This is a genomic window from Microbacterium sp. 1.5R, from assembly GCF_001889265.1.
In the GTDB taxonomy this organism is placed as follows: domain Bacteria; phylum Actinomycetota; class Actinomycetes; order Actinomycetales; family Microbacteriaceae; genus Microbacterium.
In genome coordinates, this window is record NZ_CP018151.1 from 1845228 (window position 1) to 1870883 (window position 25656).

The following is a 25656-nucleotide window of genomic DNA, read 5'->3' on the forward strand; positions in this document are numbered from 1 at the left end:
CACTCCCCCGCGCGCACCTCGCTCAGTACTCGGTGACCGCCAGGCGGTAGCCGCGTTTCACCACCGTGTGCACGAGTTCGTTGCCGCCGAGAGCCTCCCGCAGCCGTGCGACGGCCACCTCGACCGCATGTCCGTTGCGCTCGGCGCCGGGGAGCACGCCCCCGAGCTCGGCGCGCGAGAGCACACGCCCGCCCGCAGAGGCGAGCGCCTCGATCAAGGCGGCAGCCGACCGCGAGAGCGGGATGAACACGCCGTCCACGAGGACTCCGCCGCTGCGTACCTCGACCAGACCCGCGTCGGTCGGCAGTGACGGTGCCCTCCCGCCGCCGAAATGCGCGATGACCGTTCGAGCGAGGGATCCGAGTCGTCCCCGGTCGGCGATCGTGGTGCGGAGGTTCGCGCCGTGCAGCGGCGCGGCCGTGATCGGGCCCACGCACGCCAGGAGGAGGCGGCCCGACTCCGCGCGTCTCCTGACGCGCTCGAGCGCGCCGGACTCCTCTGCCACCGCGATCCACGACGCCGCTCCCGGTGCCGAGGTGAACAGCACGGCGTCCGCCTCGCCGGCCGCCGCCTGCAATGCCGAACGCCGCACCACCTCAGGATCCGGCGGCGGCCCCCACCGGTAGACCGTGATGCTCAGCACCTGGGCTCCGGCATCCGCCAGCAACTCGTCGAGGCCGTCCGATCCGGCGCCATGATGCTGCACGAGGATCCGCTTGCCCGCGACCCCGGAGGCGAGGAGGTACTCGCCGACCTCGGCCGACGTCTCGGATTCGGCGACCCAGTCAGCCGTGAAACCTGCCTGCTGGATCGCGCCGTGCGCCTTGGGTCCCCGTGCGACGAAGTGCGCGCCCTGCAGTGCCGCGTCGAGCTGTCCGTCGAGGCCGTGCTCGTGCGCGGCATCCATCCATCCGCGAAACCCGACGCCCGTGGTGACGATCACGATGTCCGGAGGAGCGGCGATCACCTGCTCGGTGCGGGCGAGAAGCTGCGCGTCGTCGGAGTTGGTGACGATGCTCAGCGCCGGCGCGCGATGGACCACCGCACCGCGACGCTCGAGGGCTGTCGCCAGGTCGATCGAGCGGCGGTCTGCGGCGACGATGATCGTGCATCCGGCCAGCGCCGAGTCGAGCGTGCGCGCGGTCGTCATGTGGCGCTCTCCGCGATCATCGCCCTCGTCGGCAGCAGCAGTCCCGCGCGAGCCACCTCGCCGATCACGATGACGGACGGGTTCACGACCTGCGCAGCGGCCGCGTCCCGCGCCGCCGTCGCCAGGGTGCTGCGGATGGTCCGCTGTCGTTCGGTGTGACCGTTCTCGACGATCGCCACGGGGATGTCGCCGGACATCCCGTGCGACGCGGCCGAGGCTGCGAGGCGAGGCAGCGAGGCCACGCCCATCAGGACGACGGTGGTGACCGTCGGATCGGACAGAGATGCGAGCGCACTCGGGGTGAGGTCGCCGTGCCCGTTGATGATGTGCACCGCTGACGCGACGCCGCGATGGGTCACCGGGATCCCCGCGGCCTGAGGCACCGAGATCGCGCTGCTCACGCCCGGGGTCACACTGACCGGCACACCGGCGGCCTCACACGCGAGAACCTCTTCTCCCCCGCGACCGAGCACGAAGGGATCGCCGCCTTTCAGCCGCACCACGCGGTGGCCGGCGAGGGCGCGTTCGACGAGGAGGGCATCGATCTCGTGCTGAGGGACGGGGTGGTGACCCGGTCGTTTGCCGACATCGATGACCTCGACGTGCGACGGGAGCTCGTTCCGGAGCTCCGCGAACGGACCGAGGCGATCGGCGACCACCACGTCGGCCGCCATCAGCAGGCGATAGGCGCGCACCGTCATGAGGTCGGCGGGACCCGGCCCACCGCCGACGAGGTCGACCCTGCCCACACGCGTCCGCCTCATGATCCGACGCTCTCCGGCATCCGGACGTACACGACGCCGTCGTCGATCGCGACCGGCCACACCCGCAGTGCTGCGGGGGGCTTGCCGTGGGTCTCGATGCACTCACCGGTGCGGAGATCGAAGATCTGCTTGTGGAGTGGGGATGCGACCGTGGGGACACCCCCACGACTCCCCACGATCCCGCGGGAGATGACATTGGCTCCGCTGAACGGGTCGAGATTGTCGACTGCGAGCACGGTGCCGTCCGAGAGGAGGAACAGCGCCACCTGCTGTCCGTCCAAGAGAGCGGCTCGTCCTCGTTCGACCTCGAGGTCCTCGAGCGTGCATACCCGCACGGGCGTGGTGGAGTCCGTCGCAGTGGTCATCGGCGCACCTCCAGGGCGGTTCCGGCGATCAGGACGCCTCCGGCGCGACGCTCCTCCGGCGACGCCGGGCGGATCTGCCCGCGCTCAGAGACATAGGCGAGTGACGGATCCGCCGTATCGGCCGCGTTGACGAACGACCGGAACCGTTCGAGCTTCACGGGGTCGGCGAGCGTGGCCGCCCATTCGTCCTCGTAGCGATCGACGTGCTGCGCCATCGAGGCATCGAGGTCGGCGCAGATGCCCAGGCTGTCGTCGAAGATCACACTCCGCAGCCCGTCGAGTCCGCCCTCGAGCTCCTCGCACCAGGGAGCCGTGCGCTGCAGACGATCGGCGGTGCGGATGTAGTACATGAAGAAGCGGTCGATGGCCCTGATGAGACCCTCGTCGTCGAGGTCCGACGCGAGCAGCTGCGCGTGCCGCGGCGTGAAGCCGCCGTTGCCGCCGACATACATGTTCCACCCCGTCTCGGTGGCGATGACTCCCACGTCCTTGCCCCGCGCCTCCGCGCATTCACGAGCGCAGCCCGAGACGCCGAGCTTGAGCTTGTGGGGAGCACGGAGCCCCCGATAGCGCAGTTCGAGCTTGACGGCCATGCCGACCGCGTCGAGGACGCCATAGCGGCACCACGTCGACCCGACGCACGACTTCACCGTACGCAGCGACTTGCCGTACGCCTGCCCCGACTCGAAGCCCGCGTCGACCAGACGCTGCCAGATCACCGGAAGCTGTTCGAGCCGCGCTCCGAACATGTCGATTCGCTGCCCGCCGGTGATCTTCGTGTACAGCGCGAAGTCCTTCGCGATCTGCCCGATCGCGATAAGTCCCTCCGGGGTGACCTCGCCACCGGCCATCCTCGGGACGACGGAGTACGTGCCGTCCTTCTGCATGTTGGCCATCACGTGGTCGTTGGTGTCCTGCAGCGTGGCGTTCTCGCCGTCGAGCACGTGCGCGCCCACGAGCACCGAGAGGATGCTGGCGATCGCCGGCTTGCAGATGTCGCACCCTCGGCCGCGCCCGAAGCGCTCGACGATGCCACTGAACGTCGTGAGCTGAGCCACCCGTACCGCGTCGAAGAGCTGGCGGCGCGAGAGATCGAAGTGCTCACAGAGGGCATGCGACACGGTCTGGCCGAGCTTGGTGAGCTCCTGGCCCACGACCTTCTTCACCATCAGCACGCAGGATCCGCAGGTCGCCCCGGCCTTCGTGCAGCCCTTCACCGCGGCGGCGTCCGTGCACCCCTCGTCGTGCACTGCCCGGCGGATGCGCCCGGCGGTCACATTCGAGCACGAGCAGACCACGGCCTCATCCGGCAGCTCGCCACCAGGAGCCTCGTTCCCGCCTTCCGGCAGCAGGTAGGCGGCCGGGTCGGCGCCGAGCTTCGCGCCGACGAGGGGACGCAGCGCGCCGTAGGCCGCCGCATCGCCGACGAGGATCCCACCGAGCAGCGTCTGAGCGTCATCCGACAGCACGAGCTTCTTATAGACACCGGCGACAGGATCCGCATAGACGACGTCGAGCGCATGGGGAGTCGTGGCCATCGCATCGCCGAAGCTCGCGACATCGACGCCCGAGAGCTTCAGCTTGGAGGAGTCGTCGTAGCCGGGGAACGCCGCATCGCCTCCGAGCAGGCGCGTCGCCGCCACCTCTGCCATGGCGTATCCGGGAGCCACCAGTCCGACGCAGCGACCGTCGAAGTTGGCGACCTCGCCGATCGCCAGGATGTGGGGGTCGGACGTCGAGCACCGATCGTCGATGATCACACCGCCGCGGGGGTCCACCTGCATCTCCGCATTGCGCGCCAGCTCGTCCCGGGGACGCACGCCGACGGTGAAGACCACGACGTCCGCCCGTTCGATCGATCCGTCCTGGAACTCGAGCGCCGTGACCGCGCCGGAGTCATCCGGGTCCAGCCGAGTCGTCCTCGATCCGGTGCGCACCGAGATGCCACGCGCTTCGAGCAGACGCTTGAGCATCCCTCCACCCGCTGAGTCGAGCTGAGCCGACATCAGGCGATCGGAGTACTGCACGACGGTGGCGTCGACATCCATTCCCTGCAGAGCACCGGCGGCCTCGAGCCCGAGGAGCCCTCCGCCGATCACCGCGCCGCGCAGCGGACGACCGAGCATGCGTCCTCGCCGCTCGACGAAGTCCTTGAGGCCCTGGACGTCGTCGAGTGTGCGATAGACGAAGCAGCCGGGCAGGTCCGCACCGTCCACGGCGACCTTCGCGGCGTATGAGCCGGTCGCGAGAACAAGGGTGTCGTACGGGATGCTCGTGCGCGACCTCGTCGTGACGGTGCGGGCCGAGCGATCGATCCGCAGCACTCTGTCGTCGGCGAGGAATCGCACGCGGAAGTCGTCGAACACCGAGCGATCGAGTTCGAGCTCCTCGGGAGTCGCCCCCGAGAAGAACCCGGTGAGTCCGACCCGATCGTACGGTCGACGGGCCTCGTCTCCGATCACCGTCACATGCATCGGCGTCTCGGCCCGGCTGATCAGGCTCTCCACGAATCGATGCGCGACCATCCCTGCACCGACCACCACGATCTCCTGGGGTGTGAGGAGGACCTCGCTCATGTTGCTCCAATCGCCGGGGGACGTCGTGATGGCGACGATAGGAGCCTGGTGTTTCCCGCATGTGACGCGCGGTGTTTCGTGCGTCGAACGATTCGCTCACAGAACGGTAACGGCCATTGTGAGATTCGACGACCACACTGCAACCTCGCTCTCGTACTAGGCTGAAGCTCGTCCTTTCCGCCTCCCGCGGGCCCTACCGCGCAAGGAGAATCACCGTGTCTGAGCCGTCCAAGCCGACTCCCCCCATTCCCGCTCCCCCGGCAGCGCCGCTGCCGCGAAAGCTGACCAAGCCCACTGCAGCGACTCCCGCAGCCGCAGCATCGCCCGCGACCTCCGCATCGAGTGCCGAGGCAGCGAAGTGGGGCCGTGTCGCCGAAGACGGCACGGTCGAGGTTCGCGAGGGCGACGAGTGGCGCGTGGTCGGGCAGTATCCCGACGGCACCCCCGACGAGGCACTCGCTTACTTCGTGCGCAAGTACGAGGACATCGCGTTCAAGGTGCACACGCTCGAGCAGCGCCACCAGGCCGGCGGCGCGTCTGCGGGTGACCTGGTCAAGCAGGCCGGTCATCTTCTCACCGAGGCCACCGACGCTGCCGCTGTGGGCGACCTCGCCGGACTCCGTGATCGTCTGAACACGCTGACCTCCTCGCTCTCCGAGGCGACCGCTCAGGAGGCCCAGCAGGCCAAGGAGCTGGTCGACAAGGCCATCGCCGAGCGCACGGCTCTCGTCGAGCGCGCCGAGGCGATCGCAGCCCGCGACCTCTCGAAGGTGCAGTGGAAGCAGGTGACTGCCGAGCTCGGCGAGCTCTTCGACGCGTGGCAGGCGCAGCAGCAGAACGGTCCTCGTCTGTCGAAGGGGGTGTCGCAGCAGCTCTGGAAGCGGTTCCGTGATGCGCGCGGCACCGTCGACAAGGCACGCCGCGCGTTCTACTCCGAGCTCGACGACACCCACAAGACCGCTCGTGACGCCAAGACACGGCTGGTCGAGCGCGCGGAGGCTCTCGCTCCTCGCGGAGTCGACGGCATCCCCGCGTATCGCAGTCTGCTCGACGAGTGGAAGGCCGCCGGTCGCGCTGGTCGCAAGGCCGACGACGCGCTCTGGGCGCGATTCAAGGCAGCCGGCGACGCGCTGTACTCCGCTCGTGCCGAGCAGTCGGCGGCTGAAGAGGCGGACTCCGCCCCGAAGATCGAAGCGCGTCAGGCCCTTCTCGAAGAGGCCAAGGCAGTCGCAGACGAGCCGAACATCAAGCGCGCCCGCGCGCTGCTCACCGGCATCCAGCGCCAGTGGGATGAGATCGGCCGCATCTTCCCCCGCGAGAAGGAGCGCGCTCTCGACGATCGTCTCCGTGTGATCGAGCAGGCGCTCAAGGCACGCGAAGAGGTCGACTGGAAGAAGAACAACCCCGAGACCAAGGCACGCGCCAACGACATGAGCTCGCAGCTGCTCGAGGCGATCGAGAAGCTCGAGTCCGAGCTGGCCGCCGCAGAGAAGTCGGGAGACAAGAAGGCCGCCAAGGCCGCGGCGGATGCACTCGAAGCGCGCCGCACCTGGCTCAACGCCCTCGGCGGCTGACCTTCTCCACAGATCTCCGGATCGAATCAGTACGCGGGATGCACCGCGCCAGACTGGCGTGATGCATCCCGCGTTCCTGTATCTGCCCGGCCAACGCCTCACGATCCCCGAACTCAGCGCGGCGAGGCTCGACGGGCATCTCGTCGATCTGGGCGAGGGCTACATCCCCGCCGATCTCGTCGAGAGCGCAAGCGCGAGAGCAGCCGCGCTCGCGCCCCTCGTCCCTGCGGACACGGCCGCCTCCGGCCCGACGGCAGCTTGGATCCACGGTGCCGGCGACACTTCCCCTGCGCGCCATCACGTCCGGCGCGCAGTGAGCCATCGGATTCGCCCCGCTCTGCCTGCACGAGTGATCCTCCATGACACAGCGTTGCCGCCGTCGGATCTCGTCGTGATCGGCGGCGTACCGGTGATGACGCCGGAGCGCACCATGGTCGATCTCGCTCTCGGACTCCACCGCGACGGATCCCTGCATCGGTGGATGGTGCTCCTCGCCGACGCCGAACCGGATCTCGTGTCCGCTGCGCTTCGGGAGCTCGAGCGCATGACCCGCGTGCCGGGAAAGCGCGCCGGACGCGGCGCGCTCCAGAGGATTCTCGTCAGGACGAGGTGACGCGGTACACGTCATATACCGCGTCGATGCGACGCACCGCGTTCAGCACCCGGTCGAGGTGGACGGCATCGCCCATCTCGAAGACGAAGCGGCTGATGGCGAGGCGTTCGTCGGTGGTGCTGACGGTCGCCGACAGGATGTTGACGTGATGCTCGCTCAGCACCCGGGTGACATCCGAGAGCAGCCCCGAACGGTCGAGGGCCTCGACCTGGATCTGCACCCGGAAGACGCTCTTCGTCGTCGGGGCCCACGACACCTCGACGAAGCGGTCCTCCTCGCTCGCGAGCGCCTTGACGTTCGGGCAGTCCGTGCGGTGCACGGACACGCCGCTGCCACGCGTCACGAAACCGACGATCTCGTCTCCGGGAACCGGAGTGCAGCACTTCGCGACTTTCACGAGGATGTCCGATGCTCCGCGCACCAGGACACCCGAATCCCCTGCCCGTGGCTCCCGCGACGGCATGCTGCCGGGGAGGTCGATCGGACCTGTGGCGGGATCGGTCGCCGCGACCAGCGCGGTGACCTTCTCGAGCACGGACTGCGTGGAGACGTGACCTTCGCCCACGGCGGCATACAGCGCAGAGACGTCCTCATAGCGGAGCTGATGTGCGACCTCGGCGAACGAGTCCTGGCTCATCAGGCGCTGCAGCGGCATGTTCTGGCGGCGCATCGCGCGAGCGATGGCCTCCTTGCCCTGCTCGATCGCCTCTTCGCGACGCTCCTTCGTGAACCATCCGCGGATCTTGTTGCGTGCGCGGGTGCTCTTGACGAAGCCGAGCCAGTCCTGGCTCGGGCCGGCGTCGGGGTTCTTCGAGGTGAAGACCTCGACCACGTCACCGCTCTTGAGCTCCGATTCCAACGGCACGAGGCGCCCGTTGACCTTCGAGCCCATCGTGCGGTGGCCGATCTCGGTGTGCACCGCGTACGCGAAGTCGACCGGTGTCGCACCCGCCGGTAGCCCGACGACGCGCCCCTTCGGCGTGAAGACGTAGACCTCTTTCGCGCCGATCTCGAAGCGCAGAGAGTCGAGGAACTCGCCGGGATCCGCCGTCTCGGCCTGCCAGTCCGAGATGTGCGCGAGCCACGCCATGTCGTTGTCGGCGGCGCGGACCTCGGTCTTGCCGCCGTTCATCCGCTCTTTGTACATCCAGTGCGCGGCGACGCCGTACTCCGCCTGCTGGTGCATCTCGTGCGTGCGGATCTGGATCTCGACCGTCCGACCCGACGGTCCGATCACCGTGGTGTGCAGCGACTGGTAGAGGTTGAACTTCGGGGTGGCGATGTAGTCCTTGAAGCGACCGGGCAGCGGCGTCCAGCGCGCGTGGATGGCGCCGAGCACCGCGTAGCAGTCGCGCACCGACGCGACCAGCACGCGGATGCCGATCAGGTCGTAGATGTCGTCGAACTCACGGCCTCGTACGACCATCTTCTGGTACACCGAGTACAGCTGCTTCGGACGCCCGACGACCTTGCCTCGGATGCGCAGATCGCGCAGGTCCTCGTCGATCTCCTCGACGACCTGAGCGAGGTACTTCTCGCGCTGCGGGGTGCGCTGGGCGATCAGGTTGTGGATCTCGTTGTAGATCTTCGGATGCAGCACGGCGAACGAGAGGTCCTCGAGCTCGGACTTGATCGCCTGGATACCGAGGCGGTTGGCCAGAGGCGCGTAGATCTCGAGCGTCTCCTTGGCCTTCTTCGCAGCTTTCTCGGGCGGGACGAATCCCCACGTGCGGGCGTTGTGCAGGCGGTCGGCGAGCTTGATCAGCAGGACGCGGATGTCTTTCGACATCGCGACGATCATCTTGCGGACGGTCTCGGCCTGGGCGCTCTCGCCGTACTTGACCTTGTCGAGCTTGGTGACGCCGTCGACGAGCATCGCGACCTCGTCGCCGAACTCCGCCGTGAGGTCGGTGAGCGCATAGCCGGTGTCTTCGACGGTGTCGTGCAGCAGCGCCGCAGCGATGGCTCGAGGACCCAGGCCCATCTCCGCGAGAATCTGCGCGACGGCGAGCGGGTGCGTGATGTAGGGCTCGCCGCTCTGGCGCTGCTGGCCGGTGTGCTTCTCCTTGGCCACGGCGTAGGCGCGCTCGATGACGGCGAGATCGCCTCGCGGGTGATTCGCACGGACCGTGCGGATCAGATTGTCGAGGTCGTTGATCCTGGGCGCGCGGGAGAAGATGCGGGGAACCAGTCGTCTCAGGCTGGAGCCCTGCGACGCCGTCTGCGGTTCCGCCATCCGCTCACCTCCGAATCACAACAGCTTACGCGTGCTCCACGGGGTGCGGCCCCGCGGAGCGGGGACTATCGGGTCTCTGCGGTCGCGAGGCTTCGCGCCTCGCGGATCTTGGCATCTCGTGCCGCGATCTGCGGCTCGTTCTCGCGGAAGAGCGAGTAGAGCGGCGCGGCCACGAACAGGGTCGAGTAGGTCGCGACCAGGATGCCGACGAAGATCGAGAGCGAGATGTCCGTGAGGGACTCGGCGCCCAGCCAGAAGGCTCCGATGAAAAGGACCGCGCCGACCGGCAGTGCGGCGACGACCGAGGTGTTGATCGATCGGATGAGCGTCTGGTTCACCGCGAGGTTGACCGACTCGCCGAAGGTTCGCGTCGAGTTCTCGCCGTCCTCCGTGGTGTTCTCCCTGATCTTGTCGAACACCACCGTGGTGTCATACAGCGAGTAGGCAAGGATGGTCAGGAATCCGATGACCGCGGCCGGTGAGATCTCGAACCCGGCCAGGGCGTAGACGCCGACCGTGATGACGAGGACGTCGAGCAGGCCGAGGATCGCTGCCGCGGACATCTTCCAGGTCCGGAAGTAGATCGCGAGGATCAGGAACGTCAGTGCGAGGAAGATCGCGAGACCCCAGAGGGACTGCTTGGTGACGTTCTCACCCCACGCCGGTCCGATGAACGACGAGGTCACGCTCTCGGGCTCGACGCCATAGGCATCGGCGAGGGCGTTGGAGACCTGCTGCGTCTCGGCGGCGCTCATCTGATCGGTCTGGACGCGGATGTCGTTGCCGCCCACCACGACGACCTTGGTCGCCGCACCGGGTACGACCGACTGCACCGCGGTCTTCGCGGTCTCCTGCTCGAAGCTGTCGGGCGCCTGCACGGTGAACTGCGACCCGCCCGTGAACTCGATCGAGAACTGGATCGGGCGGATGAGCGGCACCAGCGCCGAGCCGACGACCAGCACGATCGCGATGATGAACCACAGGCGGCGCTTGCCGACGAACGGGAAGGACGTCTTTCCCGTGTAAAGGTTGTTACCGAACTCGTTCATGGAAGCCATCAGGCGTCCCCCTCGCTTCCGGTGCGGGTGGTTCTCTCACCGGCTAGTGCTTCGGCGCGCTTGCGCTCTGCGATGGTCTGACGGCGCTCGGCTTCGCCCTTGGCTCTGGCGTTCTTCGCCCCGCGGCCCGCGGTGGCGGTCGACACCTGACGGAACTGCGATCGGCTGCGGTACACCGCACCGAGCGATTCGGGATCGAGGCCGGAGAGCTTGTGGCCCCCGCCGAAGAACTTGGTGCGGGCGAGCAGCTGCATCACCGGGTGCGTGAATATCACGAAGATGAACACGTCGATGAGGGTCGTGAGCCCCAGAGTGAAGGCGAAGCCCTTCACCGTGGAGTCCGCGAGGATGTACAGCACCACTGCCGCGAGGATGTTGATCGACTTCGAGATGTAGATCGTGCGCTTCGCTCTGCCCCAGCCGTCTTCGACCGCCGAGGTGATCGACTTTCCGTCGCGGAGCTCGTCTCGGATCCTCTCGAAGTACACGATGAACGAGTCGGCGGTGAAGCCGATCGAGACGATGAGGCCCGCGACGCCGGCGAGCGACAGGCGGAAGCCCAATCGCCACGCGAGGATGCAGATGATGATGTACGTCAGAACCGCCATCACGGCGATGGACGCGATGATCACGGAGCCGAGCGCCCGATAGACGATCAGTGAGTAGATCGCCACGAGTGCGAGACCGATGAGGCCCGCGATGAGACCGATCTGAAGCTGCTGGGTGCCGAGGGTCGCGGAGATGGTGTCGGAGCTCTGAACCTCGAAGCTCAGGGGCAGGGCGCCAAATTTGAGCTGGTCGGCGAGGGCAGTCGCCGACTCCTGGTTGAAGTCTCCCGAGATGCTCGGGCGACCGTCGAGGATCTGTCCGTTCATGCGCGGTGCGCTGATCACCGATCCGTCGAGGACGAAGGCGAACTGATCACGCGGTGAGAGCTCCGCGAGGCGGTTCTGGTTGAGGCGGGTGCTCACCTCGCCGAAGGCCTCGGCGCCGTCGCCGTTCATCGTCAGCTGGACGAGCCACGCGCCCGTCTTCGGGTCGCGGCCCGCGGATGCGTCGGTGATGGCGTCACCCGTGAGCTCGGTCGGACCGAGGAGGTACTTCGCCTGGCCCGAGGGATCGCACGCGATGAGCGGCTGGTCCTTGGGCGCATTCGAGGGGTCGTTCTCGGGGTTGGCGCAGTCGTAGGCCTGGAACTCCGCGGCGAGCCTGTCGGTCACCCAGGCGAGGTCGCTCGCGTCCGTCGGCTCGGCCGTCGGCGTCGCGTTCAGCGAGTCGTCCGGGGTCGGATACGCCGTCTCGTTGCCGTCTTCACCCACGTACTGATTCGTGCCGGCCGTCGTGGCGAGCACCGGGCGGAACTCCAGCTGCGCGCTCGACTGGATGCGCGCACGCGTCTGCTCGTCTGCGACACCCGGGATCTGCACCACGATGTTGCGGCCGCCCTCGGTGGTGATGTCGGCCTCGGCCACACCGGACGCATCGACGCGCTGGCGGATGATCGCGGCCGCCTGATCGAGCTGCTCCGGGGAGGGCGCAGCGCCGTCCTCGGTCTCGGCACTGAGCACGATCTGCGTGCCGCCCTGCAGGTCGAGCGCGAGCTCAGGAGTCCAGGAGCTCTTCTCGAACACGTGGACGCCGAGCGCGTTGATGCCGAAGAGGACGCCCGTCACCAGGAGCAGGCCCATGAGGACCCGCCAGGCATGACGGACCGGAGAAGAAGTGGCCACGTGTGATCAGCTTTCTAAGATGCCGGAGTGCCGAGGTGGTGCAGCGCGAAGGCTACTTGTCGTCGGCGTCGCGCTCGAGACGGCGACGGGTCTCCTCGGGAGTCTCGAGGGCCGGAGCGTCGTCGACGACGGGAACGTCGTTCACGATCGGTGCATCCTCGGCGGCGAGCACTGCCGGGTCGGTCTCGATCGCGTCCTTGGGCTCGACGATGCGCAGGATCGCCTGGCTGTGCACCTCGATGACGGTGCCGGGAGCGATCTCGACGAGCGCGGGCGAGTCGAGGTCGTCGTGGTCGTAGGCCACGATCGTGCCGTAGATACCACCCTGGAGGAGCACCTTGACCCCGGGAACGGTCTTGGTCGCCTTCTCCTCCTGCTCAGCCTTCATCTGCTTCTGGCGCTTGCGTCCGTTGACGAACATGAAGACGACGAGAACGGCGAGAAGGCCGAAGAGGAGGATTTCCATGGGCATGGTGGCAAAGGGCCTTTCTCAGGTGCGCGCACCACAGGACGGTCGCGCAGTTCTATCAGGGGAAGTCTTCAGCGATTATAGGTCATCAAGTCGGAGCGCCCCGTCCGGGTGCGCGATGCCGAGGTGGCTGTAGGCCTCCGGCATGGCGACGCGACCTCGAGGTGTGCGACCCAGGAATCCGATGCGCACGAGATAGGGCTCGACGACGCTCTCGACCGTCTCGGCCTCCTCGCCCACTGCGACCGCGAGCGTGCTGAGCCCCACGGGACCCCCGCGGAAGCGCCGAACGAGCGCCTCGAGCACCGCTCTGTCGAGGCGGTCCAGTCCGATGGGGTCGACGTCGTAGAGCTCCAGCGCCGCCTTGACCCCGACCAGGGAGGCCGCGCCGCCGCCGTGAACGAGCGCATAGTCGCGCACTCGACGCAGCAGGCGGTTCGCGATACGAGGAGTGCCGCGCGAGCGACGAGCGATCTCCGACAGCGAATCCCGCGGCAGATCGACGCCCAGCATGAGGGCCGAGCGAGCGATGACGCGCTCGAGCTCCGCCTCCTCGTAGAACTCCAGGTGACCGGTGAAGCCGAAGCGATCCCGCAGCGGGTTCGGCAGCAGACCCGAGCGCGTCGTCGCACCCACGAGCGTGAACGGTGCGAGGTCCAGCGGGATGCTGGTCGCCCCCGCGCCCTTGCCCACCATGATGTCGATGCGGAAGTCCTCCATCGCGAGATAGAGCATCTCCTCCGCCGACCGCGCCATCCGGTGGATCTCGTCGATGAACAGCACCTCGCCGGGCACGAGGCTCGAGAGGAGCGCGGCGAGGTCGCCGGCGTGCTGGATCGCCGGTCCGCTCGAGAGGCGCAGCGGACGTTCGCTCTCGTGCGCGACGATCATCGCCAGCGTGGTCTTGCCGAGCCCGGGCGGGCCCGCGAGCAGGATGTGGTCGGGCGGGCGATTCTGGATCCGTGCGGCATCGAGGAGCAGCTGGAGCTGCCCCCGCACCTTCTGCTGACCGACGAACTCACCCAGGCTCGTGGGTCGCAGGGCTCCCTCGATCGCCAGCTCGGTGTCGTCTGAGGGCTCGGCGGCGTCGCGGATGTCAGACACGCGCCGGCCCCAGCAGTGCGAGCGTGCGGCGCAGCAACTGTGCGACGGCTGCCCGCTCGGCCTCAGAGGCCTCCGCGGCCGTCTGCGCGGCGGCCTCGGCGGCGACCTTCTCGGACCACCCCAGACCGACGAGCGCGGCAGCGACCTGATCGACGACGTCGACGGGTCCGTTCGCGGCGGGCTTCGACGCCGCGCCCACCGGATGCACCTTGCCCGCGAGCTGGAGGACGATGAGCTTGGCGGTCTTGGGGCCGATACCCGAGACACGGCGGAACGGGGCGTCATCCTCCGATGTCACGGCTTCCGCGATCTGGTCGACGGTGAGATGCGACAGCACCCCCAGCGCCGACTTCGGCCCGACGCCGGTCACGCTGATCAGCAGACCGAAGATCTCCAGCTCGCTGCGGTCGGCGAACCCGTAGAGCGACAGCGCATCCTCGCGCACGATGAGGCTCGTGTGCAGCATCAGCTTCTCGCCGACGGTCGCGGTGTGAGCCACGTCTGCGGGCACCGAGACGGAGAACCCGACTCCCCCGACGTCGATGATGACCTGATCGGCGGTCGAGTGGAGGACAGCGCCGTGCAGCGAGGAGATCATCCGCCCAGCCTACGCACCCGATCGTAGATATGTTCGAGCGACACGCTCCGCGTCGGCCCATGCCTTCTGGGCCGGGGTGAGCGCGTCCACGCCCGGGACCCCCGCTGCGCCCCGACGCCACGCGTGGCAGAGCGCGATCGCGAGGGCGTCAGCGGCATCCGGCGGCTGCGGCGGCGCATCCAGGCGCAGGATCCGGGCGATCATGGTCTGCACCTGACGCTTGTCCGCCGAGCCGTAGCCGGTGACCGCCGCCTTGACCTCGCTCGGAGTGTGCGTGGCCGCCGGGAGTCCTGCCTCAGCAGCGAGCAGCAGAGCCACGCCGCTCGCCTGGGCCGTGCCCATCACCGTGTGACTGTTCTGCTGCGCGAACACGCGCTCGACCGCGACAGCATCGGGCCGATGGAGCTCCAGCACCTCTCGGATGCCTGCGGCGACGATCGCGAGTCGTTCGCCGATCGGGAGATCGGGCGCCGAGCGGATGACTCCGACATGCACGAGCGTCCCTCGTCGAGCCCGGTCGACGTCGACGACCCCCACGCCGCACCGGGTGAGACCCGGGTCTATGCCGAGCACGCGAAGCGAGGAGGAGGTCACTCCCCCAGGCTAAGCGTCTCGTCCGACGGCACGCGGTCGGCGCGCCTACGCGTCGTCGTTCTCGAGCTCGGCCTGCACCTCGGCGGTGAGATCGAAGTTGGTGAAGACGTTCTGCACGTCCTCGCTGTCTTCGAGTGCATCGATGAGGCGGAAGATCTTGCGAGCGGTGTCGGCGTCGATCTCGACCTTGAGGTTCGGCACGAACTCGACGTCGGCGGATTCGTAGTCGATTCCCGCCTCCTGCAGCGCGCTGCGGACGGTCACGAGATCCGTCGCCTCGGTGATGATCTCGAAGCCCTCGGCGTGCGGCTCGATCTCTTCGGCCCCCGCTTCGAGCGCGGCCATCATCACGTCATCCTCGGTGGTCCCCTCGGAGCCGACCACGATCACGCCCTTGCGGCTGAAGTTGTAGGCGACGCTGCCCGGGTCGGCGAGGGTTCCGCCGTTGCGGCTGAGAGCAGTGCGGACCTCGGCCGCAGCACGGTTCTTGTTGTCGGTCAGACATTCGATCATCATCGCGACGCCGTTGGGTCCGTACCCCTCGTACATGATCGAGGTGTACTCGACCGCTTCGCCGCCGATGCCCGCGCCGCGCTTCACTGCGCGATCGATGTTGTCCTTCGGGACCGACGTCTTCTTCGCCTTCTGCACCGCGTCGAACAGCGTCGGGTTTCCCTGCAGGTCGGCTCCGCCGAGCTTGGCCGCGACCTCGATGTTCTTGATGAGCTTGGCCCAGGACTTGGCGCGCCTGGAGTCGATGATGGCCTTCTTGTGCTTCGTGGTGGCCCACTTGGAATGCCCGGACATAATTCTCCGCTCGTCGTATCCGCCCGTGGGCACGGCCCAGGGCATCGTCCATTCTATCGAACCATGCCCGCGGCCTGTGGCCGCACACGGAGCGGCGGCCTCCTGTTCCCGTGATCGCTCTGGTGTGAGGGCAGGCCTGGGTGTAGTCCTGACACATGGACCAGAGCGTCGACGATGACAGGATCCGCGGACTGGACGCCGCCCACCGAGCAGCACTCGAGTTCCTCGGGTCGCTCGACGACAGACCGGTGTGGCCGCGGGCGACCCTCGCCGAGATGCTCGACGCCTTCGGTGGCCCCCTGCCCGCCGAAGGCATGGACCCGGAAGAGGTGATCGGCGAGATCGTGTCGCGGGCGGACCCCGGTCTCGTCGCGATCCCCGGAGGACGATTCTTCGGGTTCGTCATCGGCGGCACGCATCCCGCTGCCCTCGCCGCCGACTGGCTCGTGTCCGCCTGGGACCAGAATTCGGGATCCGCCCTGCTCACGCCGACGACCGTGGCGTTGGAGCGCATAGCCGGCCGGTGGATGCTCGACATCCTGGGCCTGCCCGACGACGCGAGCGTCGGATTCGTCACCGGCGGCCAGATGGCGAACTTCACCTGCCTCGCGACGGCACGGAACGCCGTTCTCGCTCGAGTCGGCTGGAACCTCAGCGAGAAGGGACTGCACGGATCTCCGCAGATGCGCTTCGTCGTAGGTGCCGACCGCCATGGGTCGATCGACCGTGCAGCGCGGTTCCTCGGGATCGGACGCACCGGCATCACTGCCGTCGAATCCGACGCGCAGGGGCGCATGCGACCAGACGCCCTGGACAGCGTCCTCGCGGACGGCTCCGGACCGACCATCGTCTGTCTACAGGCCGGAGAGGTGCACACCGGCGCATTCGACGACTTCGCTGCCCTCATACCGTTAGCCCATCGGCACGGAGCCTGGGTGCACGTCGACGGCGCATTCGGCCTCTGGGCCGCGGCCTCCGAGTCGCTGCGGCCGCTGACGGCGGGCATGTCCGACGCCGATTCGTGGGCGACAGACGCGCATAAGACGCTCAACGTGCCCTACGACTGCGGCATGGCGATCGTCCGCGACCCTGCGGACTCGATCGCCGCGTTCCGCACGGGTGGCGATTACCTCATCTACACGAGTCTGGACCCGTGGGACGTGACGCCGGAACTGTCCCGTCGCGCACGCGGCGTGCCCGCGTGGGCGGCGATGCGCAGCCTCGGACGGGACGGCATCTCAAACCTGATCGACAGGCTGCACGAGAACGCGGTGGCGATGGCCGAGGGGCTCACGACGATCGACGGCATCCGCATCCTCAACGACGTCGACTACACGCAGGTCATGTTCTGTCTCGATTCCGATGAGGCGACGCGACGGCTGGGTGAGGCCGTGCTCGTGGAGGGCACCGCCGCCATGACCGGGGCCGAGTGGAGAGGTCGCGCTGCGCTGCGCTGCTCGATGTCGTCCTGGGCGACGACCCGGGACGACATCGACCGCACGGTCGGCGCGATCCGAACTCTCGTGTCGCGCTGACCATTATCGCCGGTGTCACTCGGCGGGCAGACCGACCTTCGGCCGTGCCCAGGAGCGGCCGCGCGTGTCCTTGAGGATGTCGTACTCCACGTCGACATGCGGTTCGATGGCGCTGTACTTGTCGTTCGGCGCACCGATCACGAGCTGGAAGCCGAGACCCCGCCATGCTCCGATCGCACGCTTCGTGAAGTGCGCGTCCGCCTTGATCAGGGCCTCGTCCATGAACACGGGTGCATACCTCGGACGCTCGGCACCCGCGTCGCCGAGCTGGTAGCGCAGTGCCGCGCCCACGATGAAGGCGACCAGCTCCTGCGACTCTCCACCCGATTTCTCGCCGATGTGGTCGTAGAGCGCGACATGCTCCCGGGTCGTCGCATGGACCCGCTCCGCGCTCACCCGCACATGGTTGCGCACGTCGATGAGCTCGGCGAAGTCGGGAGCCGTGCGTCGCATCCGACCGATGAGACGGCTCATCCTCCGGTAGACGCTCTCACGATCGACATCCGTCTCCGCTGCGTCGATGAGACTGCGCACCTCGCGAAGCTCCTTGCGGAATCGCCTGCGCGCCTCGGACTGGTTCTCGCGCGGTGTGATCTGAAGACGGTGATCATCGTCGTAGAACGGCAGCTCCTCCATGATCCTGTTGATCGGGTCGATGCGGTTCTTGATCTCGCGCAGTGCACGACCCAGCGTCGAATCCAGGCTCGTCAGATCGTTTCCGGAGAGCTTGAGGAGGCTGTCTCGCCATTCGGATTCCAGCTCGTGCAGGCCGTTGGTCTCGAGCGCCACGAGGATGCTCTCGAACTCCGCGACCGACTCGTCGGGGTCGGGGAGGATCGTGAGCGTATCCCAGCGCTCGAGGAAACCGGTCATCAGGCGTCGCATCTGCTCACGCTGCTCGGCGTGTGCCGCGGCTGCCGACGTGCGATCCTCGAGCAGTCTGGTCGCGGCCGTGCGCAATGCGGCGTCGAGGTGAGCGAGGCGCTCCGACGCCGTCACGCTGACGGCCGCGTCTGCTCCGAGGAAGCGCGCGTCGAGGAACGAACGATGCCGCTCCTCCAGCGCGATCTCGGCCGCCTCAGCCGCATCGACGATCCGCTGACAGTCGTCGACCTGGTCGGTGACCTCCACCCAACGGTCCTGAGCGAGTGTGAGGTCTCCCCCGAGTCGGGAGCTCTCGTCGCGCAGACGGCCGACCCGTTTTCTGAGCTCCTCGGCCTGCGACTTCAGCTCGGCGATCTTCGGGTTCTCGTCGGTGACCTCCGCCTCCACTGCGACCCATCGCGCGCGCTCCGCCGTGACGGCCTCGACGTCGATCTGATCCCAGGTGAGGTCCTCGATCTTCGCGTGCGCCTTGGACGTCGCCTCGATCCGGTCGAGGTCGGCCTCGGCGTCCGCAGCGGCCTGAGTCGCAGCATCGCGGCGGCTCTCGAGCTGGCTGATCTGCTCGTCGAGCTCGCGAAGACGGCGCGCGTTCGAGAATCCGAGCATGTTCGCCCGGCCATGCCCGCCATGGGACCCGCGGTCTCCGTGCGACACCTGCCCCGCGAGCGTCAGCGCGCGAGGGTGCTCGGCGAGCTCGGTCGACGAGTCCACGCACACGTACTCGAACCGCTCACGGAGTCGCTGCTGAAGCCATCCGGTGAACGGCGTCGATCGGTGATCGAGACGACCGGGGAGCGTGCGGGGGTCCGCCGTCCGAGACTCGGCGACGCCCGTCGGGACGCCTTCGTAGCTGATCCGCTCAGCGATGCGCACCGACTCGATGGCCGCACGGAACCGCCCGAGGTCCGCGACATCGACGAGCAATGTCCGCGCGAACCCGCCGAGGGCGAGGTTGAACGCGTCCCGCCAGGGCTCGAACTCGGTGCGCACCTCGATGAGCTCACCGACGAAGGGCAGATCCGTCGGGGTGAGCCCGGCCGCCTGGGCGAGGAGAGTTCTCGCCTCATGCAGATGCGCGGGAATGCTCCCGCGGAGCTCACGGGTGCGGTCCTGCTCGGCACGCGCCCGACTCAGCTCGCTCTCGACCGCTCGGCGCGACGACTCTGCATCGGCGAAGGCGGCGCGGGCTCCGCGCAGTCCGCTCTGCGGGAGCTCCCGGCCGACGCGGGCGAGCAGTTCCTCGAAATCGGATGCGGTGCGCACCTCGGCGCCGAGCTCCCTGGCGACGCTGTCGAAGCGCGCCCGCTCGCGCTGGACGTCCTCCAGTCGGCGCTCGACACCCCGCAGCTCGCGCTGAGCGGTCTCGAGGCGGTCGCCTCCGGACTGCCGCAGGACGTCGAGCAGCCCCTCCCGCTCGACCTCGGCGGCGGCGATCAGTGCGTTCTTCTCGCGGACGGCCAGCTGCAGCGCCTGGGTGCGGTCACGCAGATCCGCCTCCACCTCGCGCAGCAGATCGAGGCGGCGCTCGGCGCTCCACAGGGACGCGAGGGAGGTCGGCTCCGAGAAGACCCCGACCTCGTCCACGACGCTCATCCGCGCCGACGCCGCCTCGATGCGCTGCGAGATCTCGCGGATCGGCTCGAGAGCCGCCACCTGCTGCTTGGCGACGAGCATCCGCGTCCGGGTGCTCTCCAACTCATCGAAATGAGCGACCACCGCGTCCGCGGTCGCCATCGTCTCGGGCTCCTCGAGCACGAGCTTCTTGTAGAGGTCGTCGACCGTCGTGATCTGCTGACCGGCCTGGATGCGGGCCAGAAGACTGATCGCCTTCGCCCCCGAACCGGCCGCGCCGATGCCGAGCACGGCGTGAAGTCGAGCCGAGAACTCGCGGTCGGTCGCCACGGGCTCCAGCCCGACGGCGCGCACCGCCGCGTCACTGAGTCGCTGGACCGCAGCGCGTTCGAGCTGCGAGAGGTCGAAGGCGCCGTCGATCGTGGCCCGCAATCGCGTGGTGTCCTCGAGGGTGCGGGCGTCCGCGGGGATGTACCACCCGCGCACGGCCGTGAAGCGCGAGCCGTCGTGATCCAACCACGTCATCGAGACGGCGCTCCAGGTGTCCTCGCCGTCGCCGCGCAGCACGCGGAGCTTCGTCCCCTCCTCGGTGCGGGACTCGTCGATCTTGCCGCGCCCGTACGACAGGATGTTCCGCTGCTCGTCGCCGCGGGGACGGCCCGTGACGCCGCCGTTGGACGCGCCGTTGAAGGGCGTCGTGTGCGGCATCATCAGCGCGATGTAGCCGTCCATGAGCGTCGACTTGCCCGACCCCGATCCGCCGCACAGCAGGGTCGCATCGGGCGAGAACCGCACGCGGTGGGGACCGCCGTCGTAGCCGCCCCAGTTGATGAGCTGGAGCTCCTCCGCGACCCACTGCTGACCGCGTGAGCTCGCGGGGATCATCCCGAAGAGCGTGTCCATCATCGTCATCGCGCCACCACCGCCTGGGATCGCAGCCACTCCCGCAGCTCCTTGAGCGTCTCCGCACTGAGCACCACCTCGACGAGCGCGGTGATCCGGTAGCGTCCGCTGGTCTCCTCCTGCACGATGCCCTCTCGATCCAGCCGATCCAATGCGCTGCGGATGGCGCGCTGCTGCTTCGCGGTTCCGCCGTCGACGTCCGCGAAGTAGCTCAGCACGGTCTGCTCGACGTCCTCGATGTCGATCCGCACTGAACCCTCGCCGGACGCGGACTCGCGCTGGTAGACGGTCCGCAGGTGCACGAGAACGAGCGTCTCGGCGCGCGAGTACGGAGAGTCCTTCAGCAGCACGGGCATCTCGACCTCGTCAGAGCGCAGCTGCTGCTTGTACGCGAACCCTCTGGCGTGATCGATGATCAGACGCAGGTAGATGTCGTTGAGCCGCGACTCGATCACCTGCTGGTGCTCGAGCAGCAGCGTCCACTCACGTCGGTTGCGCTCCATCGAGATGAAACGCCGCTGGAGCAGGTGCACGAGCACGCGTCTGATCTCGGGATCGAGCGTGCCGCGATCGCCGGGGAAGTGCGCCTCGAGGTCGTCCTCCATCGCCGTCGGAGCGATGAACCCCTCGTCCGCGCCGGCTGTGGTGAGGTCGTCGTCACTCATCATCTGAATCCTCTTTCGTGCTGCGGGCGGTCACGGCGCCGAATGCGAATCGTCTGCTCGTGCCGTCCGGGCGCAATGCTTCGACCGTCGAGATGCCATCTCCCTCGGTGAGGCCGTTCCGGTGCGCGATCTCGAGCAGACCGAGCAGATCGACAGGGCGCCGAGCCGCGTCGGGCACCGACCGGAAGGCATCGGCGAGGTCGAAGTCCGTCCCCAGTCCGGCGACGTATTCCTCGAGCTCGGCATATCTCGGACCACCCCAGGCGCGCGTGTCGTGATCGAGGAAGTCGACGTCATCGGCGTCGGCGAGGGGCGCCGGTGCACGCGGCGGGCGGATATCGCTGGTGGTCTGACGCAGATGCCCGAGATCGATCAGCGGCATGCTGCGCACCGGGTCGACGACCGTCGCCGGGCCGGACCACCCATGGAGCCCGGCGATGACGTCGCGCAGGAGGTCGTCGATCTGACGATCGCGCAGCGGATCGTGGGTCTTCACCTGGCCGGTGATCACGTGCGAAGCGCGGCGCTGCGCGGCCAGCACCTCCTCCACCCCCTGCTCTACGCGTCGACCGATGGCGTCGAGCTCGGCGCGCTGCGCGCCGTCGAGCATACGGGCGAAGGGCCGGCCGAGCAGTCCGCGAAGCTGCTCTGTGAGGGCATCGATGCGATCGGGGTCGCCGATCAGACGCAGGGCTCCTGCGAACGCGCGCCCCTCCGGTGTCGACTGCATCACATCCTGGGCGCGCTGCAGATACTCGCGGAGCACTTCGCTCGTCGGTCTCTCGTCCCTGCGCAGGTGGGCGACGACGTCGCGTTGCATCGACCTGAGCGACTCGGCGACGCGCGTGAAATCGGCGGGCAGTTCGCGTGCCAGGTGCAGGACGTTCTCGGCCTCCTCGAGGAGCTCCTCATCGTCGGCAGGGTCGGCATGCCCGGTCTCCTGGATGCGAGCGATCTCTGCGTCGAGCAGATCGCGTTCGTCATACAGCCGCGCCAGCCGCCGGACCGGGTCGACTTCCGCGCTCACCGACAGGTGGTCGACCGCGTCGAGGAGGGTGCGCACGCGGGAGTTCGACACGCGCGTGCGCCCTCCGCCGGTGCGGCCGGATATCTCGAGTGCTGCGACGGCATGCGCAGACAGGCGGTAGACCTCGACGTCGTCGTCGATCTGCTGGATCAGCCAGCCGAGGCGCACCCAGTTCCGGCACACGTCCCGGCCGCTCCCGGACGGAAGCCGCCTGTCGTCGTCGTACCCCGCCGCTCGGAGTTCGTCGAGCACCTCGCCCAGCTCGGCGTGCGCATCCGCGACCGCGACAGACGCCCGGTCGGCGGTGAACAGAAGAGTGAGCGACGCGACCACGAACGGGGCGAACCGACCGTGCAGCAGATCGAGTGTCGGGGTGCTGAATGCGGTGACGGCACGCGCATATGCGGCCTCAGCCCTGGATCCAGTCACTCGAACGAGAATAGTCCGACCTCGGGCCCTCGCCTGTCACGCGCCGGTCCGTGGCGGGTCGCACGGCATGGCGTCAACGGCGCGAGGTGCGCTCCCGGACTCCCGCGAGGAACAGCTCGTGAAAGCGCATCTCGCCGTCGACCTCGGGGTGGAAGCTGGTGCCGACGAGTGGCCCCTGCCGCACGGCGACGATTCTGCCGTCCGGAAGCGAGGCGACCACCTCGACCCGCTCGCCTGCGCGTTCGACGATCGGAGCTCGGATGAACGTCGCGTGCACGGGCACCTCACCGAGCGCCGGAACGTCGAGGTCCATCTCGAAGGACTCCGTCTGGCGTCCGAAGGCATTTCGGCGTACGGCGATGTCCAGGCCGCCGAATGACTGCTGTCCCTCGATGCCGTCGAGTACCTCGTCGGCGAGAAGGATCAGCCCGGCGCATGTCCCGTACACGGGGAGCCCCGCAGCGATCGCGTCCCTGATCGGCTCCTGCATCCCGAATGTGCGCGACAGCTTGTCGATCACGCTGGACTCGCCGCCGGGGATGACGAGACCGTCGACAGACGCAAGCTCCTCCGGGCGGCGCACCAGCGCCACCTCGGCTCCGAGTCCAGCGAGCAGGGCGGCGTGCTCGCGCACGTCGCCCTGCAGCGCGAGGACGCCGACCCGTGGACTACCAGCCACGCTCGGCCAGGCGGTGCGGCGCGGGGAGGTCGGAGACGTTGATGCCGACCATGGCCTCGCCGAGTCCGCGTGAGACCTCGGCGATCACCTTGGCGTCATCGAAGAAGGTGGTCGCCTTGACGATCGCCTTGGCGCGCTCCGCCGGGTTGCCGGACTTGAAGATGCCCGAGCCCACGAAGACGCCGTCGGCGCCCAGCTGCATCATCATCGCTGCATCCGCGGGGGTCGCGACGCCACCCGCGACGAACAGCACGACGGGGAGCTTGCCGGTCTCGGCGATCTCGGCCACGAGCTCGTACGGCGCCTGCAGCTCTTTCGCCGCGACGAACAGCTCGTCCTTCGGAAGAGCCGTGAGAGCCGCGATCTCGCCACGGATCTTCCTGATGTGCTTCATCGCCTCGGAGACATCCCCCGTGCCGGCCTCACCCTTGGAGCGGATCATCGCCGCGCCCTCATTGATGCGGCGCAGCGCCTCACCGAGGTTGGTGGCACCGCAGACGAAGGGCACAGCGAAGCCGTGCTTGTCGATGTGGTTCACGTAGTCGGCGGGAGAGAGCACCTCGGACTCGTCGATGTAGTCGACGCCGAGCTCCTGCAGCACCTGCGCTTCGACGAAGTGGCCGATGCGTGCCTTCGCCATGACGGGGATCGACACCGACGCGATGATGCTGTCGATCATGTCGGGGTCGCTCATGCGCGAGACACCGCCCTGTGCGCGGATGTCGGCGGGAACCCGCTCGAGCGCCATGACGGCGACGGCGCCCGCGTCTTCGGCGATCTTGGCCTGATCGGCGGTGACCACGTCCATGATCACGCCGCCCTTGAGCATCTCGGCGAGACCGCGCTTGACGCGCGAGGATCCGGTGGTGGTCTGTTCGGTCATGAGAGCTCCTGTCGGGGAAGCACGATGTGCATGAGTGTGTCGAATGATGTCTCGTTTGATCTAGGCCAAACAGTAGCACTGTCCGGAACGACCTAGAATCGGTGGTGAGGACACATGAGCGACCAGATCACCGGAACGACCGCAGCGGACATCGCCGACAGCGTGCGCGGTCTGCGCGAGCGCGGTGTGCTGCGCGCCGGCAGTCCCCTCCCTCCCGTGCGGGAGCTCGCCACGACCCTCGGAGTCAATCGCAACACCGCGGTCGCCGCATACCGACAGCTCGCTCAGGCCGGGCTCGTGATCTCCCGAGGTCGCGCCGGCACGGTCATCGCCGGTCTCGAGTCGGTGGCCCAGGAGGGCTACGCCTCCGATACGGTGCTGCGCGACGTCGGGACCGGCAACCCGGACCCTCGACTGATCCCCGATCCATCGCCTGCGCTGGCCACGGTGGCCGGTCGTCCGGTGCTCTACGGCGAGCCCGTCATCGACCCGGGGCTGCAGGACTGGGCGCGCGAATGGATCGCGCATGATCTCGGTCACCTCGACTTCGGCATCACCGTCACGAGCGGCGCCGTCGACGCCGTCGAGCGACTGCTCGCGCAGGCACTGATGCGCGACGATGCCGTCGCACTCGAGGATCCCTGCTTCCTGGCGAGCATCCACACGGTCCGACTCGGCGGGTATCGGGCCGTTCCCGTGCCGGTGGACGAACAGGGGATGACGGTCGAGGGGCTGCGCGCCGCCTTGGATGCCGGCGTGCGAGCGGTGATCTGCACCCCGCGCGCTCAGAACCCGACGGGGGCGAGTCTCACGGCCGCTCGTGCGGCGGAGCTGCGCGCCGTGCTCGCCGCTCATCCGTACGTGCTGATCATCGAGGACGATCACTTCTCGATGCTGTCGCAGCGTCCATACGAATCGCTGATCGGCCCGGACCACCGGCGGTTCGCGCTGGTTCGCTCGGTCTCGAAGTTCCTCGGGCCGGACATGTGCCTCGCCATCGCGGCGACGGATGCCACCACGGCAGAGCGCCTCGCCATGCGTCTGAGTCCCGGAACCACCTGGGTCAGCCACCTGCTGCAGCGTCTCACCCTCACTCAGCTGACCGACGAGTCGGTGCTCGCACGCATCGCCGACGCCCGCGAGCACTACGCGGCACGCAATGCGGCCTTCGCGTCGCGGCTGCGCGAGCATGGCCTCGACTCCCCCGCCACCGACGGTCTGAGCCTGTGGATCGAGTTGCCGAAGCCGGCGCGCATCGTCGCCGAACGCCTCATGCGTCGAGGCTGGCTCGCTCGAACCGGCGACGACTTCGCCCTCGACGAACGCGCCGATCCGTCGCGCCATCTGCGCCTCACAGTGCATGATCTGTCCGAAGACGACACTGCGACACTCGTCGCCGACCTCGCATCGGCCGCACGATGACCCACCGCCGCGGGAGCA

General features: G+C 68.2%; 21 protein-coding genes. 4 read left to right on the forward strand and 17 right to left on the reverse strand.

Going from position 1 to position 25656, the window contains the following annotated elements:
- Window positions 1-22: 22 nt before the first annotated feature.
- From BMW26_RS08730 to nirB, 4 genes are read right to left on the reverse strand one after another with little or no spacing between them, the layout of a single operon-like run.
- Window positions 23-1150: a uroporphyrinogen-III synthase gene (locus BMW26_RS08730; protein WP_072591298.1), complete on the reverse strand. Its 1128-nt coding sequence runs from the start codon at window positions 1148-1150 to the stop codon at window positions 23-25.
- Window positions 1147-1914 (reverse strand): uroporphyrinogen-III C-methyltransferase, encoded by a 768-nt coding sequence (gene cobA, locus BMW26_RS08735; protein ID WP_072591299.1) that lies wholly within the window; start codon window positions 1912-1914, stop codon window positions 1147-1149. Before cobA ends, BMW26_RS08730 begins: the two co-directional genes overlap by 4 nt.
- Window positions 1911-2279, reverse strand: a complete 369-nt coding sequence (nirD, locus tag BMW26_RS08740) for a nitrite reductase small subunit NirD (RefSeq protein WP_072591300.1) — start codon at window positions 2277-2279, stop codon at window positions 1911-1913. Before nirD ends, cobA begins: the two co-directional genes overlap by 4 nt.
- Complete coding sequence (nirB, locus tag BMW26_RS08745) at window positions 2276-4855, reverse strand: nitrite reductase large subunit NirB (protein WP_187249667.1); 2580 nt, start codon at window positions 4853-4855, stop codon at window positions 2276-2278. Before nirB ends, nirD begins: the two co-directional genes overlap by 4 nt.
- A gap of 209 nt (window positions 4856-5064) precedes the next feature.
- Between nirB and BMW26_RS08750 the strand changes: the two genes are divergently transcribed.
- Window positions 5065-6429 (forward strand): DUF349 domain-containing protein, encoded by a 1365-nt coding sequence (locus tag BMW26_RS08750; protein WP_083569333.1) that lies wholly within the window; start codon window positions 5065-5067, stop codon window positions 6427-6429.
- Window positions 6430-6490: 61 nt separating this feature from the next.
- Window positions 6491-7042, forward strand: coding sequence for a type IV toxin-antitoxin system AbiEi family antitoxin (locus tag BMW26_RS08755; RefSeq protein WP_072591301.1), 552 nt, complete (start codon window positions 6491-6493; stop codon window positions 7040-7042).
- Here BMW26_RS08755 and BMW26_RS08760 read toward each other — a convergent pair.
- The 8 genes from BMW26_RS08760 to BMW26_RS08795 form a co-directional block, all read right to left on the reverse strand.
- Window positions 7029-9278 carry a RelA/SpoT family protein gene (locus tag BMW26_RS08760; protein WP_053096167.1) on the reverse strand — a complete coding sequence of 750 codons (2250 nt, stop codon included), beginning with the start codon at window positions 9276-9278 and terminating at the stop codon, window positions 7029-7031. The genes BMW26_RS08755 and BMW26_RS08760 overlap by 14 nt on opposite strands.
- A 65-nt stretch (window positions 9279-9343) precedes the next feature.
- Window positions 9344-10336 (reverse strand): protein translocase subunit SecF, encoded by a 993-nt coding sequence (secF, locus tag BMW26_RS08765; RefSeq protein ID WP_056278783.1) that lies wholly within the window; start codon window positions 10334-10336, stop codon window positions 9344-9346.
- On the reverse strand, window positions 10336-12066 hold the full coding sequence (gene secD / locus BMW26_RS08770; protein WP_053096171.1) for a protein translocase subunit SecD: 1731 nt from the start codon (window positions 12064-12066) through the stop codon (window positions 10336-10338). Before secD ends, secF begins: the two co-directional genes overlap by 1 nt.
- Before the next feature lie 52 nt (window positions 12067-12118).
- Complete coding sequence (locus tag BMW26_RS08775; RefSeq protein ID WP_308418036.1) at window positions 12119-12538, reverse strand: preprotein translocase subunit YajC; 420 nt, start codon at window positions 12536-12538, stop codon at window positions 12119-12121.
- Between the two features lie 75 nt (window positions 12539-12613).
- The gene (gene ruvB / locus BMW26_RS08780) at window positions 12614-13639 is read right to left on the reverse strand and encodes a Holliday junction branch migration DNA helicase RuvB (protein WP_053096175.1); all 1026 of its coding nucleotides are present in this window, start codon (window positions 13637-13639) and stop codon (window positions 12614-12616) included.
- Window positions 13632-14237, reverse strand: a complete 606-nt coding sequence (ruvA, locus tag BMW26_RS08785) for a Holliday junction branch migration protein RuvA (RefSeq protein ID WP_072591302.1) — start codon at window positions 14235-14237, stop codon at window positions 13632-13634. Before ruvA ends, ruvB begins: the two co-directional genes overlap by 8 nt.
- Before the next feature lie 9 nt (window positions 14238-14246).
- Window positions 14247-14831 (reverse strand): crossover junction endodeoxyribonuclease RuvC, encoded by a 585-nt coding sequence (ruvC, locus tag BMW26_RS08790; RefSeq protein WP_053096180.1) that lies wholly within the window; start codon window positions 14829-14831, stop codon window positions 14247-14249.
- A 45-nt stretch (window positions 14832-14876) separates the two neighbouring features.
- Window positions 14877-15638 (reverse strand): YebC/PmpR family DNA-binding transcriptional regulator, encoded by a 762-nt coding sequence (locus BMW26_RS08795; RefSeq protein WP_053096182.1) that lies wholly within the window; start codon window positions 15636-15638, stop codon window positions 14877-14879.
- A gap of 155 nt (window positions 15639-15793) precedes the next feature.
- On the opposite strand from BMW26_RS08795, the gene BMW26_RS08800 reads away from it, so the two are divergent.
- The gene (locus tag BMW26_RS08800; protein ID WP_072591303.1) at window positions 15794-17173 is read left to right on the forward strand and encodes a pyridoxal phosphate-dependent decarboxylase family protein; all 1380 of its coding nucleotides are present in this window, start codon (window positions 15794-15796) and stop codon (window positions 17171-17173) included.
- A gap of 15 nt (window positions 17174-17188) precedes the next feature.
- Here the strand turns inward: BMW26_RS08800 and BMW26_RS08805 are convergent, their stop codons facing one another.
- The 5 genes from BMW26_RS08805 to pdxS all read right to left on the reverse strand — a co-directional run bounded on the left by BMW26_RS08805 (window position 17189) and on the right by pdxS (window position 24216).
- Entirely contained in the window at window positions 17189-20542 is a 3354-nt protein-coding gene (locus tag BMW26_RS08805) for an ATP-binding protein (protein ID WP_072592287.1), read from the reverse strand.
- Window positions 20539-21198, reverse strand: coding sequence for a DUF4194 domain-containing protein (locus BMW26_RS08810; RefSeq protein WP_053099121.1), 660 nt, complete (start codon window positions 21196-21198; stop codon window positions 20539-20541). Before BMW26_RS08810 ends, BMW26_RS08805 begins: the two co-directional genes overlap by 4 nt.
- Window positions 21191-22654 (reverse strand): DUF3375 domain-containing protein, encoded by a 1464-nt coding sequence (locus BMW26_RS08815; RefSeq protein ID WP_053096186.1) that lies wholly within the window; start codon window positions 22652-22654, stop codon window positions 21191-21193. Before BMW26_RS08815 ends, BMW26_RS08810 begins: the two co-directional genes overlap by 8 nt.
- 73 nt (window positions 22655-22727) lie before the next feature.
- A complete protein-coding gene (gene pdxT, locus BMW26_RS08820; RefSeq protein WP_072591305.1) occupies window positions 22728-23333 on the reverse strand; it encodes a pyridoxal 5'-phosphate synthase glutaminase subunit PdxT in 606 nt (201 codons plus the stop codon).
- Complete coding sequence (pdxS, locus tag BMW26_RS08825) at window positions 23323-24216, reverse strand: pyridoxal 5'-phosphate synthase lyase subunit PdxS (protein ID WP_056278787.1); 894 nt, start codon at window positions 24214-24216, stop codon at window positions 23323-23325. The genes pdxT and pdxS overlap by 11 nt, the downstream gene beginning before the upstream one ends.
- 114 nt (window positions 24217-24330) lie before the next feature.
- Between pdxS and BMW26_RS08830 the strand changes: the two genes are divergently transcribed.
- Window positions 24331-25638, forward strand: a complete 1308-nt coding sequence (locus BMW26_RS08830) for an aminotransferase class I/II-fold pyridoxal phosphate-dependent enzyme (RefSeq protein WP_072591306.1) — start codon at window positions 24331-24333, stop codon at window positions 25636-25638.
- Window positions 25639-25656: the final 18 nt, after the last annotated feature.